Below are 15,294 nucleotides of genomic sequence, written 5' to 3'. Positions count from 1 at the left end.
GTTTTATAATAAATCCCGCATTGCGGGATTTTTTTGTTTAGTTGAATTGGGTTTAATTTGTGGGGTAACTGCTTAAAAAGGTTTATGAAAAGTCAGCTCGCCCTCATCATTATTGCTATATATTTATTATGTCCCTTAATCACCTTTAGTCAGGTAGACCTTACTAAAGGTTTAATGGCATATTACCCTTTTAACGGAAATGCAAATGACGCGAGTGGTAACGACAACAACCCTGTTTTTAATAATACTACTCTAGTCACAGACTATTATGGAAATGCAAATAGTGCCTGTCAGTTTAATGGTATTGACACTTATATAAAAATAGCAAATAGTAATACTCTAAATATGGGGAACACCATATCTGTTTGCGCGTGGATAAAACCTACTGGTTTTTATTATGGAACCTGTCATGGTAATAGTGTTTTAGTAAAAGGAGATGATGATTTTATTACAGGAAATTACATGTTGCGTTTTGATGATGGCATGTTTACAGGAACCAATTGTGGCGGAGGGGTTCCCGATACTGTGCATCAGACATATTACGGTATTGGTACAGGTCTATCGCCTGTTCAAGATACACCTTACGCCCAAAAAAATATATGGAGAAGCGTGGTTTATACCTACGATGGATTGCATGCACGGTTGTATATCGATTGTAATTTAGTACTGGACTCAGAACAACCGGGTTTAACTTTTTCGAACGGTAATGATTTAGTATTTGGAAGGCTTAATAATATACAATTCCCTTACTGGTTAAATGCCACGCTTGATGAAGTGAGGATTTATAACCGTGCTTTAAACTCAGATGAAGTAAAGGCTTATTCATTTTCCTGTGCCGATAAGCAACCTTGCAGCAATTGGCTTAAAATAAATAAGGATATATCGGGTGTGCAAATCGACGATCTTGATGTTTCAGGGAACAAACTAACTGTTGAAGCATTAATAAACCGGACAACCGCTTACCCGGAATTATATGACGGTGGGGATGTGGTTTCAAAACATGATAATCGAGGGGATGCAAATTATTTATTAAGACCAACCGTTGCTCAGATAACAACATCAAATGGCTTTTTTGAAACTAAGCGGGCTTGCCCAATTGAATTAAATAAAACTTATCATATCGCCATGGTTTATGATGGCAAAACACTAAAGTTTTATCGCAATGGCTTTTTAATGGATGAAGTCCCCGCCTCCGGTAATTTGCATCAAAACAACTGGCTTACAAAAATTGGAACAACTGCAAATGCAGCTTCCCCTTACCCGGCAGATTTTATTGGATACATTAATGAAGTGAGAGTATGGAAAGTTGCGAGGTCTCAAGCTGATATAAAGCAATACATGAACCGTTCTTTACCTAATCCTGCCGCTCAAACTGGATTATTAGCTTATTACACATTCGATGACTTAAAAAATAAACAAGGCAATGCCAAATGGAATGGTAAAATAATTGGAGATGCAAAAATCAATCAAACTAATCCTGAATGTGCGTCTTTTATTGCTGATTCCTGTAATGTAAAACCTGTGAAGGTTGTTGCAAATTTTACAGGCCCGGATACCGTTTGTATCAATAATCCGGTTCAGTTTAGTAATCTATCTGCCGGTGCTTCTAATTATTATTGGAGTTTTTGCACTGCCGGATTTAATACAACCCCCTTGGCTAAAAATATCGGAAACCCGGGCAATTTGCTAAAAACACCTGTGTTTATGGATTATGAAAAAGATGCGAATGGTAATTTTTATGGATTTATATCAAATTATGAGAATGGGCATATTGTTAGGCTTGATTATGGCAATTCATTATTAAATACGCCAACTCCTGCCGATCTTGGTAATTTTAATGGGTTAATACCTATTTATGCTGAAGGCATTCAGGTAAAAGAATTTAATGGTAAATGCTATGTTTTCGTTGTAGCTGCGGGTGACGATGCGGGCAATAAATCTACTTTAATAAGACTTGATTTTGGTTCATCCTTTGCCAATTCTCCAACTGTCAACGACTTGGGTAATATTGGCGGTTTACTATATCCTCATGATCTTTTTATTGCTTCTGAAAATAATTATTTCTATGGATTTACAATCAATATCAGAAATAATACAATAACAAGATTTGACTTTGGAAGTGATTTAGGCAATACGCCAAGTGGCGTGAACCTTGGTAATATTGGAAATTTCAATTACCCCTGCGGGTTAAGCTTTCTCAACACTAATGACAATTGGTATGCGTTTGTTGTTAATAGGGATAATAATTCAATTACCAGGTTAGACTTTGGAAACTCAATTACCAATTTACCCAACGGTATTAATATTGGAAACCCGGGAAGTTTTTTAAATCGTCCACGGGATATTTCCATTTTTCAATCATGTGATGGCGTAATTGGATTAGTTGTGAATGAGGAAGATGAAACTACAGGCTCAATAACCAAGCTTGATTTTGGTAACAACGTTTCTTCAAGTCCCCAGGCAATTAATTTAGGCAATATAGGAAGCTTAAAGTTTCCGCATTCAATATCAAAATTTTTTCTTGAAGGAAATGATATTTATTCCTTTATTACAAATGTTGTTGGCAACACTATTACAAGATTACGTTACACCGGTTGCACAAGTACAGATATCACTTCTTCAACCAAAAGAACGCCACCTCCGGTTACATACACGACTCCGGGAACCTATAATGTAAATTTACTTGTTGATATAGGATTACCAACCCAGACTTCTTTTTGCAAGCAGGTAGTTGTAATAAATTGCGATACTCTTTGCAGCCTTAAAGCTGATTTTAAATACGTTCAGGAATCCTGCAATCCAAAATCTATATACTTTCAAAATACTACCTTAAATGCTGATAGTATTTGGTGGGATTTCGGTAATGGCATAACAGCCGGCAACGTTGCAGACACATTAATTAATTATGCCTCTTTTGGAAATTACCTTGTTAAACAGTTTGCTAAAACAAATAAGGGCTGTCTCGATACAACTGAATATACAGTTAATGTTGGTGTTTTAAAAGACGATGCTATCATTAACAATGATACATCAATTTGTTCAGGTGATTCTGTTCAGCTAAATGCTGTTAGTGGCCTGGATTACTGCTGGTCTCCCGCCGCAGGACTATCAAATACTTCTATAAAAAATCCTGTGGCAAATCCATTTGTTACAACAAAATATTACCTGCATGTTTTAACAGACAGCAGCAAACCGGTATTGATGGATTCTGTGATAATTACTGTATTGCCGTTACCAGATATTAAGGTTAGTGACGATACTATTGTTTGTGGCAATGCATTGGTTCAATTAAATGCCAATGGTGCTTCTTCTTATGCATGGAATCCTTCGGCAGGTTTATCAAACACAATTATCGCTAACCCGATAGCTACAGTATCTTCAACCACTACATTTGTGGCTACCGGAACTGCAAATAATTCATGTTCAGCTCAGGACTCTGTTACAATAACTGTAAATCCCATACCTGTGTTTGCTGTTAATCCACAAGACACATCTGTTTGCTTGGGAGATTCAATTAAGTTTACAGCAACCGGCGGCGATGTATTTAAATGGTTCCCCGATGAAAATATCTCAGACCCGTTATTGCCGGATCCCATAATTTATCCAACCTTTAATGCAACATACAATGTTATAGTTACCAATAGTGCTTGTAAAGTGTCTGATACGCTCAGCGCTAACATAGTTGTAAACGAAATTCCAAAGGTTACTTTAACAAAATCAAATGATGTTGATTGCTTAACACCACAAGCTGTGCTAAGGGCTGAAGGCGGTATTCAATATACCTGGGAACCGGCCACATTTATCAGCAATATTTATATTAATAACCCGGTTGTAAGCCCGCCTGCAGACACCTGGTATGCTGTAAATGTAAAAGATCAAAATGGCTGTAAAAGCAAAGATTCAATATTGGTAAAATCATCGTTTGCAGTAGGCGCTTCACCATTCCAGGTCCCGGGTGCATTTACTCCTAATAACGATGGATTGAATGATTGTTTCAGCCTTAAGAATTGGGGACCTGTAGATTTTTTTGATATTTTAATTTATGACAGGTGGGGATACCTTGTTTTTCATTCCAATAATATAAATGCTTGTTGGGATGGTACCGTTAAAGGCGCACCGCAAGGCGCAGGTACATTTGTATATCAGGTAAAAGTATCTTCAAAATGTACAGAAGGAGTGGTGATGAAAAAAGGCACACTTGTTTTGATAAGATAACTAATCCTGTAATTTTCCCATGCTTTTATTTCTATAATCTTTAAATGCCTTTAGCAGCATTTTGATTGTTTGCATTTTGTTTTTTTTATACAGCAGATTGTTTTTTATTCTGTTTAACAGGTCTTTCTTATATTCTATTATTTCTTTTTTGAAATTTAGCTGATATTTTGATTGAACATACAAGATATTTCTCGTCATGTAATATAATCTTATCGGAGAATGGAAAGAGCGGGTAGATGGTTTTAAATTTTTTAAAGAGATTTTAGTTTGTATCTCACCCAGGTTGTGATGCATGAAAATGCCCGGAATTTTGATTATCCTAAAGCCATTTTCTATTGATCTGAAGCAATATTCAGTATCAACGAAATCAATAAATAAATTTTCATCAAAAGGTCCTATTTTTTTAAAAGTGCTCAGGTTAATAACGCTGCCGCTTGTTATTAAAAATTTGCATTCCTGGTAAACGCAGCCTGAATTTGTAATTTTTTCTTGTTCATGATTAATACCAAACATAGCAACCGTTGATTTTTCTTTAAAATCATCCAGGCATTTTAAATAAGCGGTAATGGAAGCGGCATCAAAATAAGAGTCCTGATCCATTGTCAGCAGGTAATCGAAACCCTCTTCTTTGGCCAGGGTACAAGCCTGGTTTAATCGCTTGGATATGCCTTCATTAACGCCGTTATGAATGAAATGAATTTTAGATTGATTGATTAATGAGTTAATTTGTTTAGAGGGGTACGGACTGTTATCCAGAATATAAATTTTTTCAGCACTTAAATAAGAGTTGATATTAGATTCAACTGATTGTTCAGGGTTATATATAATAACACAGGCAGCAATTTTCACATCTTATTGTTTAAAAAATATAAAAATATTTTCATGGTGAAAATGGGCATCATAATTAAATTTATTTAATGCTTCAAATACAGTTTTAGTACAGCCAGGTTTATAACGATCATGTAACTCAATAATTAAAAGCTTTACTTTTTTCAACCATGATAAGTCATTTGATGAAAACACTTCTTTTTCAGCTCCCTCTATATCAAGTTTAATAATGTCAACTTCATCCCAATGCTGTAATTCGAGTAAATGCGGAATTGTTACACCTGATATCTTATTGTCATCATGCCCTTTGCTTTCAAACATAAATTCAGCGGCACCGCCTTCCGGGTTTGCTATTGACAGCGGTTCATTTTTATCCCATATGCCAACCTGCATCGGGATGATATTCTTATAGGTTTTTATATTTTCTGCTAGCAATTTGTAATTATTATTCTCAGGCTCGATTGCAAGAATTTCAGATTGGGGGAAACGAATGGCAAAATAAACTGCGGCACAACCAATATTCGAACCTCCATCTATAATTCTTTTTGCATCGGGGAAATCAGCACCATATAAATCATATTGTTTTTCATAAAAAACCTGGTAAAAGATGGCTTTATCAGACTCATTATTACGCAAAATGAAGGGCTTTTTCAAAAAAGATGCTTTTGCTAAATACTTCCCATTTTTCTGTATAAGGGTGGAAGAAAAGAGCTTAAATCCATCTTTTATTCCATACAAACGAATGAAATTGATGAAGTCTATAGTTTTTAAACCTATTTCTCTAATACCTATTTGTTCGTAAAATCCCATCCTGTATAGTTAATATGTAACAAATATAGGTGCGCCTAAACAAAAATTTATTGAGTAATGTTTATTTTGCGTTAATACGTTATGACTATCAAGGAAAAAATCGTCACAAGTATTTCATACTTGTTGCATAGTGAAAAAAGAGAGCTAATAAATTTTGCAGGCAAACTAAAATCAAAAGTTGGGCTGGAAATTGGTGGCCCAAGCCATTCTTTTTCCATCCGTTCTTATTTTCCGGTTTATTTATTTGCGAAAAGAATTGACGGGGTGAATTTTAGCAACAGTACTATATGGGAAGGTAATATTGCAGAAGGTGAAAATTTTAATTACTACAAAGGGAAAAGAGGGTTTCAGTATATAGCTGAAGCCACTGATTTGTCTAAAATTGAGAACAACAAATATGATTTTCTCTTATCCTGTCATTCTCTTGAGCATACGGCAAATACACTCAAGGCATTGGGGGAATGGAACCGGGTTTTAAAAAATAATGGATATTTAATTTTAGTGCTCCCTGATAAAAATTTTACATTCGATGAATACAGGCCCGTGACCGCTTTTGAACATTTAAAGGCTGATTTTGATAACAATACTGATGAAGCTGATGAAACGCACTTTGACGAGGTAATCAGTCTGCATAATATTGAAAAAGATGCTGGTGTAAAAACAAAAGACGAATTAATAAAGCGTACCCGTGCCAATTATGAAAACCGCTGTGTGCATCATCATGTTTTTGACTTTGAACTTATAAAAAGAATGCTTCATTATGCGGGATTCTCAATTGAAATACAACAGTGGGTTTCTCCATTTAACCTTGTTACTGTTGCAAAAAAAAATAATTAATTGCAATGCCATTTATATCTGTGTGCATACCGGCCTATAGAAATCCCCACTATTTATCCCGGCTTCTTGAAAGCATCTCTATTCAAACATTTAAAGATTTTGAAGTTATAGTTACAGATGATAGCCCTGATGATTTACTTCAACCTATAATTGATAAATACAATCAAAAGCTTGACATTCTTTATATTAAAAATAAGATAGCATTTGGAACGCCTGCTAATTGGAATTTTGCTATTTCAAAAGCGAGGGGTGCCTGGATAAAATTAATGCATAATGATGACTGGTTTGCCAATGAAAATAGCCTGGATGTATTTGCTTCAGCAGCCTTAAATAATAATGGCAAAAATTTCATTTTTTCAGGTTTTAATGAGGTAAAAGATGACAGCATTAAAAAACATATAATTAACAAAGCAGAGAAATTTCTTCTAAAAAAATCTCCTTTTAATCTTTTTAAAAGAAACTTTATAGGTCCTCCGAGTACTACGCTTATTAACAATAATCAACAAGAATGGTATGATGAAAACGTAAAATGGGTGGTAGATTTTGAATTTTATATACGTTGCCTTAGGCAAACGAATTTTTTATCAATTGATCAACTGCTTATTAATATTGGTATTCATAATAACCAGGTTACAAAAGAAGCCTTTGGAAACCCTGCCATAGAAATACCGGAAAATCTTTATTTGCTAAATAAAATCGGTGCTGATAGTCTTAAGAACCTGTTTGTATACGATTATTACTGGCGTTTGTTTCGAAATCTTAAAATAAGGGATTTTAATGAGGTTACTTCTTTTTATAGCAGCGGCAAACTTCCGGATCAACTAAAAAAAATGCTGTCAATTCAATTTAAAATACCACTATCAATTTTAGATTTTGGAGTTTTTTCAAAAAGTGGGATGCTTATTTCGAAACTATTCTCAAGATAATTATTCTTGAAATAGAATCCTCGCATATTCTTTACAAAATGTTTTGCCGCTAAAATGTTTTTCTGCATATTGCCTGCTTTTATTGCCAATTTCATCTACTAGGGTTCTATTGTTTGCAAGCTTATTTAGTACGGCTACTCCTTCTGCAACAATTTCATTTTCATCTAAATGGTTACTCAGCAAAAAACCGTTTTCTTCGTTAGTAATGTAATCGGGGATCGCGTCAACTGCTGTTGAAACCACTACTTTACCATGCGCCATCATTTGCATTACAACAATAGGCAATCCCTCATAAGCAGATGTAAGCAGTAATACATCTGAGTTGCTATAGATTTCTTCCATTTTATTTTTATCATGGATATTTCCATGGAATGTGCAGAAAGAATAATCTGCCGGGTTAAAAACCTTCTCCACATCACCTACGAAAGAAAAATGAACATTCATATTTAATTCATGCAATTTTTTTGCAATAGCTGCAATAAGATAAACCCTTTTTTGCGGTGCACCACGGCCTATGTACACAACTGACAAAACCTGGTTGTTGTTTTTTCTATACGAAGGGATGTTAATCTTGTTGTCAATAAAATGTAATCTTGAAAAATAGTCTTTATCAAGGTTGTTGTTTCTGTAAAGCAGTTCAGCATCTTTCATAATTTTTTTTGTGCTGAAAATTCTTGCATCAATAAACTTAATTAAACCCTGTGTATAATTAAACCATGTATTGAGATGACATATATCTACACTTCGTACTTCCTTTTTTATAAAGGGTACCACTTTGTAAAAGAAAAGGCTTTCGCCACCAACAATAACCGGCTTATCCATTTTATTAATATAACCTGCGATTACGCCTCTATAAAAAAAATTGATAAAATGAAATAGTTTATTGTCAATATAACGATGAAGATCAATTGTATATGCCCCTGCATTTTTAAACTGTTGCAGGTATTGATTGTTCTTTGGTTTTTTGGAAAAAATAACCAAAGGTTTTTTGTCTGCAAAACACATGCATAAATCTATGTTTACCTGCGTTGATCCGCCAATATCGGCAGATGGAGCAAAAATGATAAATTCATGCTTTTCTTTTATGAAAAAAAAAGGATACATGATTTTCCCTAACAAAACAAAGGGAAACATTATTATTCTTTCTACAGTAGTTTTAATAACTGCAGTTTTATAAGTCATTTTGAATGATAATATTTTTTTAATAATAATGAAAGATAATTTTGAGGGAATTGAATATTACATCTTTCTATCACGGGTTTGATGGCTGATATGTCTATATGATAATTTACGCCTCTGGAAATTTCAGTATAAGCAGCTTTTTTATTAAGATGTTCTTCAATAGTTTTTACTATAAATGATACGGAATAATTGAAGGGGTTTGCAATATTTACAATGTCGTTTGTATAAATATTATTCTGTAAAATATCGTTTGCAATTTTATATACATCATCAATTCCAATTATATTTCTATAAGCATTTTCCCAAATCGTAAATGGATGATGTTGAAGAATATTAAAAATAAAATAGTTTAATAGTGTATAAGGATTATTGGAGATGCCTGCAATATTTGATATCCGGAAGATGAGAAACTTTTCTGCCTTTCTTTTAATGAGGGTTTCTGCAGAAATTTTATGCAGGACGTACGGTGAAGATTTTAAATCATCATCATAAATACTGCAGGTACTAAAATAAACAATTTGTTTACCGGGGTTTGTATCAATTGTTTCATTTAATAATTTTAGTTCTCTCTGAAAACTTTCTTCTTTTAGATTTCCAGAGTTTGAAACACCTGATGCAAAGATTATTTTGTCTTTATTATATCTGTAATTTGAAAACCGGTTCGCAAGCATTCCATTTCCAACAATCATACATCTTGAATTTGAGACTGATATCTTAAGCGGTTAAAGATATATATTTGAATGCAATTCTTAAGTCCGGATGAATAAAATAACAGTATTGCTTGCTTTCTTTTGTTTGTTTCTGTTTAGTGCAAAAGTAAACGGTCAGGAATATAATTATTATCATTACGACGTAAAGGATGGCTTGAGCGGAAATTCAGTTTATGCTGCTGCTCAGGATAAAGATGGCTTTATGTGGTTTGGAACAGAAACCGGTCTTAGCAGGTATGATGGGGTACATTTTAGAAACTATTCGGTTGATGATGGATTAGACGACAATGAGATAATAGGTCTTTTTATTGATTCGAAAAACCGGGTTTGGATTTTCCCTTTTAAAAATTCTGTTTATTATTACTATGAAGGCAGAATACATAATCAGAAAAACGACTCTCTGCTAAAAAAATTTAATTTGAAGGAAGAAATTTTTAAAGCAGGTGAAGATAAAGAGGGAAATATAATTTTTATAGAAAGAACGAAGCTGCATATTCTTTCTGGTAGCAATAAGTTAACCGAAGTAAATAAAATTGATAATAGAAATTTCTCTATTGGTTCTGGTGGAGTTTCATCTAGCGGCAATATAAACTTGCTTGCTTCATTTAAAGGAGGAATAGCTTCCGTTGCTAATGTTTATGAATATAAGGAATCAAAGTTTCTTATAAAATCAACTTTTTTGGATTCTAATATTTCGAGGACAGCCGTTGAGATGAATGAATATTATGAGGTAATAAAAAATGGTTGGAATTTGCAAATCTATAATCAAAAAAAAAATGAGTATTTTGAATTAAGGCTTCCTGATCATTTTCATACAATTTCTTATTTTAATGATAGTTGTTTTGCAGTCTCAACTTTGAGCAAAACATTACTATATAATGTTAATCAAAGAAAATTTGTAGATAGTTTTCTTTTCGGCAAAGTAACTAACAGATGTTTTAGAGATAGTGAGAATAATGTGTGGTTTGCAACCAGTACTCAGGGTATTTTTCGATTATCATCAACAGCATTCAAAACATATAAGATTGAATCTAATTTTAATTATGCTCCAGTATATTCAATTCGTTTTTTCAACGGAGATCTTTATTTAGGCAGTGAGGAAAATTTAATAGGAAAACTCAGTTTGAGCAACAATACACTAAAGGCTTTCAATCTAAATACAAACTTTAATATTAAATATGTTACAGGGATTTTAGTAAAGAATAACAATCTCTTTATAGGGACCAATGAAGGATTATTTGAATTAAATAACGATATTATCAATAACAAAATTTCAGTTTGCGTTCCATCATTATCAACTAAAAGCTTAATCATTAAGGATAATGCTATAATTGTTGCTACCGATAAAGGAGTTTTTAATATTTCTTTATTTGATTATAAACGCATCGATACAATTTGGAACAGAAGGGCCACTTGTGTTTATAAAACACATAATGAATATTATATAGGTACTCTTAACGGTGTTTATATTGTTAGAAATAATAATCGTGATTCTATAATTGATTTAGGAAGTAGGTTGCCGGTTTTAAAGAATAAAATAAATAAAATTATTGGAACTGCAAATGGCGATTTGTGGATAGGCACAGAAAACGATGGTATCATTTGCTTGCGGCAAAAAAATGTCGTTAAGCATTTAACAATAAAAGATGGCCTGCTTAGCAATTCCTGCAGGAGCATATATGAATCTGGAAATAATATTTGGTTAGGTACCAATAATGGTATTAATAAGATTGATATTTTAAATAATTCCATTACCAGCTACACAACCGCCGATGGCCTCGATTGTGAAATAATTAATTGCATTTATGCCTCCGGTGATTCAGTATTTGCAGGAACGCCTTATGGCCTCACCTTCTTTAATGCAAACACTGCTTCGCATAAATCTATTTGCAACTTAAAACTACTGAATATTCAATCTAATGAAGCTAACTGGTATGCTAAGCAGGACAGCATTCATCTTTCCAGCCGTGATAATCTTTTACGATTTGAATATGCAGGTATATCCTTTGTTTCGGCAGGTGATATCACTTATTACTATCAACTAGAAGGATTGAGTGATGAATGGCAATCAACCAGGCTGAATGTATTGGAATTTCCATCGCTTTACCCGGGCGATTATGCATTAAATATGTATGCAATAAATAAATATGGGGTGAAAAGTAAAATGCTGACTGTTCATTTTACCAAAGCCAAACATTATTGGCAATTGTTATGGGTACAGATTTTATTGTTGCTTATTTTAATAATGTTAATGTGGTTAGTAGCAAGAGCGAGAATAAGGTCAGTTCGAAGAAAGGCAGATGATAATCTTTTGCGAGAAAAGCGAATCAATGAGCTTGAGCAAATGGCCTTAAAAGCGCAGATGAACCCACATTTCATTTTCAACAGCATTAACTCAATTCAGCAATACGTATTTTCAGGCAACGTTGCAGAAGCTAATGAATACATAACAGATTTCTCTTCACTGGTAAGGCAAACGTTAGATATGTCGGGGAAAAAATTTATTACGCTTACTGAAGAAATAATGTACCTCAGGGCATATCTTGGGTTGGAACAAAAAAAGTACGAGCACTGCTTTAATTTTACGATTGCTGCAGAGGAAAATAAAGATGGGAATTTGCTTTTGCCGCCATTGCTCATTCAACCTTTTGTTGAAAACAGTATAAGGCATGGTGTGTTGAATTTAAAAAAAGGGCAGGGAAAAATTCTTGTTCATTTTTTCAAAGAAGTGAACGCCCTTTGCTGTGTTGTGGAAGATAATGGTATAGGCCGTGCAAATGCTATTCAATTAAAAAAGAGTGTAAATCCCATGTATGAATCAAAAGGAATGGTGCTGGTTAAAAACAGGATTGAGAGCCTTAATAATATCTATAATTCTGATATAACGGTTGCTATTGAAGATATTGATGAGGAGGGTAATACAGGCACCCGCGTTATAATAAAATTTCCGCTAGATTATGACGAACAAAACAATTAATGCTGTTATAGTTGAAGATGAGCCTAAAAATATTGTACTGTTAAAGAAAATGCTGGATATGTATTGCCCGCAGGTAAATATTTGCGGAAATGCAAATACTGTAGAAACAGCAGTTAATTTGATTACAGCAAAAAAGCCTGACCTCGTTTTCCTGGATATAGAAATAAGCGGAGGTAATGCATTTCAGTTATTGGATATTCTGCAACCTGTAAAATTTAGTATCATCTTTGTTACAGCTTATGATAACTATCTTTTGAAAGCCATAAAATATGCAGCTCTTGATTATTTATTTAAGCCGGTTAATATAAAAGAGCTCGTTGCAGCGGTAAATAAATCTGCGGAAAAAATTAATGCACAAAACACTTCACGCCAAATAGAAATGTTGCTCAAAAGCTTTTCAACGCCTAAAAACACTGCTACTATAACATTACCAACTTCATTTGGATTTTATATAATTCCTGTACAAGATATAGTAAGGTGTGAGGCTAAAGGCAATTATACGATCTTTTACATGGAAGATGGAAAATCTCATACTGCTTCAAAAACCTTGAAAGAATTTGAAGATGTTCTCCCACCTGATATCTTTTTCAGGGCGCATCATTCACACCTTATCAATATAAATTATGTAATAAAATATCATAAAGGAAAGGGGGGAATTATAGAAATGAAAGATAAGACCGAAATACCGTTAGCTTCCCGCCGTAAGAATGATTTCTTAAGCCTTTTTAACCCTGCTGATTAGTTGCACTTATCAATTTGGTGATAACACTTATTGGCTAAAGTTAGGCACTTAATAGATTGAATATTGCAGGATAAGTTATAATGCTAATATTTGTATCACCTTTTTTCGACCTGCCTTTTAAGAGAATTAAATCAAATAAGATTATTCTAAACCCTTTACAAGTTAAGCCGTTTTATAACGGCTTTTTTATTGCATCTATGCAAATCCGTATTATTTATTGATATTTCAAATGAATTTTGCCTTTATAGTTTGTTCTACCTTTCTAAAAGAATAAAGCGTACGTTTCTATTATATCATAAGGCCCGGACAGAAAGACTGAAATAAAGGTTCTTATAAAACAGGCTTTATTTAAAAAAAAACATTTTGTGTGTAACGCAGACATCCCTACTTTTGCACCCCGCTTTCAAAAAAGCAAGAGCTCATTGAATAGAAAACGTTAAAGGCTAAAGAAAAAAGCAAAAGAATTTGTTGGTTATTTAAACACCGCTATCTTTGCACCCCGCTTCGAAAAAAAGCAAGAGTTCATTGAATAGAAAACGTTAAAGGCCAAAGAAAAATAACTAAAAGATTTGAATGATAAATGAGAGTTTATTATCTTTGCACCCCGCTTCAAAAAAGCTCTAGCTCGTTAATAGAAAGGATAACAAACTGAAAGAAAAAAGTAAAAGAAATTTGAATAATAAACTAATAACTTTTACCTTTGCAATCCTTTGAAAATCAAACAGTTTTTTCTCATAATTCAGTAAGGTTCAAGAATAAAAAAAGTTCAAATTTTTTCAATAAAATTTTGGAACAAAACAAAATGGCTCTTACTTTTGCAACCCCAATCAAAAACGGGTAAAACAAAAGTTCTTTAAACGTAAAAAATGTAAGCAGTAAACAGGCTGCAAAATGGTTCAAGTCCATAATGCATTACAATCTTTAAACTTCGTAAGAAGTTAAGGTTAAGATCTTTGAAAAGATGGAAAGTAACAGTACTAATAAATAGCAATGTTTATTGGTAAGGTAACAGCGTAACAACAAATTATATCCGACGTTAATTTTCTGAAGAGAATTTAATAGTCAGATCAAATCTTTTACAATGGAGAGTTTGATCCTGGCTCAGGATGAACGCTAGCGGCAGGCTTAATACATGCAAGTCGAGGGGCAGCATAGGTAGCAATACTTGATGGCGACCGGCAAACGGGTGCGGAACACGTACAGAACCTTCCTTCGAGCGGGGAATAGCCCGGAGAAATCCGGATTAATACCCCATAGTAAATTAGAAAGGCATCTTTTTAATTTTAAAGATTTATCACTTGAAGATGGCTGTGCGCCTGATTAGGTAGTTGGCGGGGTAACGGCCCACCAAGCCTTCGATCAGTAACTGGCGTGAGAGCGCGACCAGTCACACGGGCACTGAGACACGGGCCCGACTCCTACGGGAGGCAGCAGTAAGGAATATTGGTCAATGGACGCAAGTCTGAACCAGCCATGCCGCGTGGAGGATGAAGGTCCTCTGGATTGTAAACTTCTTTTATTTGGGACGAAAAAAGGTCTTTCTAGATCGTCTGACGGTACCAGATGAATAAGCACCGGCTAACTCCGTGCCAGCAGCCGCGGTAATACGGAGGGTGCAAGCGTTATCCGGATTTACTGGGTTTAAAGGGTGCGCAGGCGGATATGTAAGTCAGTGGTGAAATCTTTAGGCTTAACCTGAAAATTGCCGTTGATACTATATATCTTGAATGCTGTGGAGGTAAGCGGAATATGTCATGTAGCGGTGAAATGCTTAGATATGACATAGAACACCTATTGCGAAGGCAGCTTACTACGCAGATATTGACGCTCATGCACGAAAGCGTGGGGATCAAACAGGATTAGATACCCTGGTAGTCCACGCCCTAAACGATGATTACTCGACATACGCGATACACTGTGTGTGTCTGAGCGAAAGCATTAAGTAATCCACCTGGGAAGTACGACCGCAAGGTTGAAACTCAAAGGAATTGGCGGGGGTCCGCACAAGCGGTGGAGCATGTGGTTTAATTCGATGATACGCGAGGAACCTTACCTGGGCTAGAATGC

At 34.4% G+C, this 15,294-nt stretch carries 9 protein-coding genes and 1 rRNA gene; 6 read left to right on the top strand and 4 right to left on the bottom strand.

All coding sequences use genetic code 11. The annotated features are described in order from the left end of the window. Window positions 1-174 precede the first annotated feature (174 nt). On the top strand, window positions 175-4,215 hold the full coding sequence (locus ACTHN6_RS11525; protein WP_440435910.1) for a LamG-like jellyroll fold domain-containing protein: 4,041 nt from the start codon (window positions 175-177) through the stop codon (window positions 4,213-4,215). Here ACTHN6_RS11525 and ACTHN6_RS11520 read toward each other — a convergent pair whose 3' ends face one another. After that, complete coding sequence (locus ACTHN6_RS11520; protein ID WP_440435909.1) at window positions 4,216-5,064, bottom strand: glycosyltransferase family 2 protein; 849 nt, start codon at window positions 5,062-5,064, stop codon at window positions 4,216-4,218. A 3-nt stretch (window positions 5,065-5,067) separates the two neighbouring features. Next, window positions 5,068-5,853, bottom strand: a complete 786-nt coding sequence (locus ACTHN6_RS11515) for an FkbM family methyltransferase (RefSeq protein WP_440435908.1) — start codon at window positions 5,851-5,853, stop codon at window positions 5,068-5,070. 81 nt (window positions 5,854-5,934) lie between these two features. Here ACTHN6_RS11515 and ACTHN6_RS11510 point away from each other — a divergent pair, with 81 nt between their 5' ends. Continuing rightward, window positions 5,935-6,690, top strand: coding sequence for a methyltransferase domain-containing protein (locus ACTHN6_RS11510; RefSeq protein WP_440435907.1), 756 nt, complete (start codon window positions 5,935-5,937; stop codon window positions 6,688-6,690). Between the two features lie 5 nt (window positions 6,691-6,695). Further along, the gene (locus ACTHN6_RS11505; RefSeq protein WP_440435906.1) at window positions 6,696-7,616 is read left to right on the top strand and encodes a glycosyltransferase family 2 protein; all 921 of its coding nucleotides are present in this window, start codon (window positions 6,696-6,698) and stop codon (window positions 7,614-7,616) included. Here ACTHN6_RS11505 and ACTHN6_RS11500 read toward each other — a convergent pair whose 3' ends face one another. Then, complete coding sequence (locus ACTHN6_RS11500) at window positions 7,617-8,720, bottom strand: glycosyltransferase family 4 protein (RefSeq protein WP_440435905.1); 1,104 nt, start codon at window positions 8,718-8,720, stop codon at window positions 7,617-7,619. 74 nt (window positions 8,721-8,794) lie between these two features. Next, window positions 8,795-9,487, bottom strand: a complete 693-nt coding sequence (locus ACTHN6_RS11495) for an NAD-dependent epimerase/dehydratase family protein (RefSeq protein WP_440435904.1) — start codon at window positions 9,485-9,487, stop codon at window positions 8,795-8,797. A 70-nt stretch (window positions 9,488-9,557) separates the two neighbouring features. Between ACTHN6_RS11495 and ACTHN6_RS11490 the strand changes: the two genes are divergently transcribed. The 3 genes from ACTHN6_RS11490 to ACTHN6_RS11480 form a co-directional block, all read left to right on the top strand. After that, window positions 9,558-12,485: a histidine kinase gene (locus tag ACTHN6_RS11490; RefSeq protein WP_440435903.1), complete on the top strand. Its 2,928-nt coding sequence runs from the start codon at window positions 9,558-9,560 to the stop codon at window positions 12,483-12,485. Then, window positions 12,466-13,227: a LytR/AlgR family response regulator transcription factor gene (locus tag ACTHN6_RS11485; protein WP_440435902.1), complete on the top strand. Its 762-nt coding sequence runs from the start codon at window positions 12,466-12,468 to the stop codon at window positions 13,225-13,227. The genes ACTHN6_RS11490 and ACTHN6_RS11485 overlap by 20 nt, the downstream gene beginning before the upstream one ends. A gap of 1,078 nt (window positions 13,228-14,305) precedes the next feature. Continuing rightward, a 16S ribosomal RNA gene (locus ACTHN6_RS11480) occupies window positions 14,306-15,294 on the top strand; the annotation flags it as partial.

The sequence above is a fragment of the Parafilimonas sp. genome, from assembly GCF_051953455.1.
GTDB lineage: Bacteria > Bacteroidota > Bacteroidia > Chitinophagales > Chitinophagaceae > Parafilimonas.
This window is presented reverse-complemented; position numbering and strand designations above follow the sequence as displayed.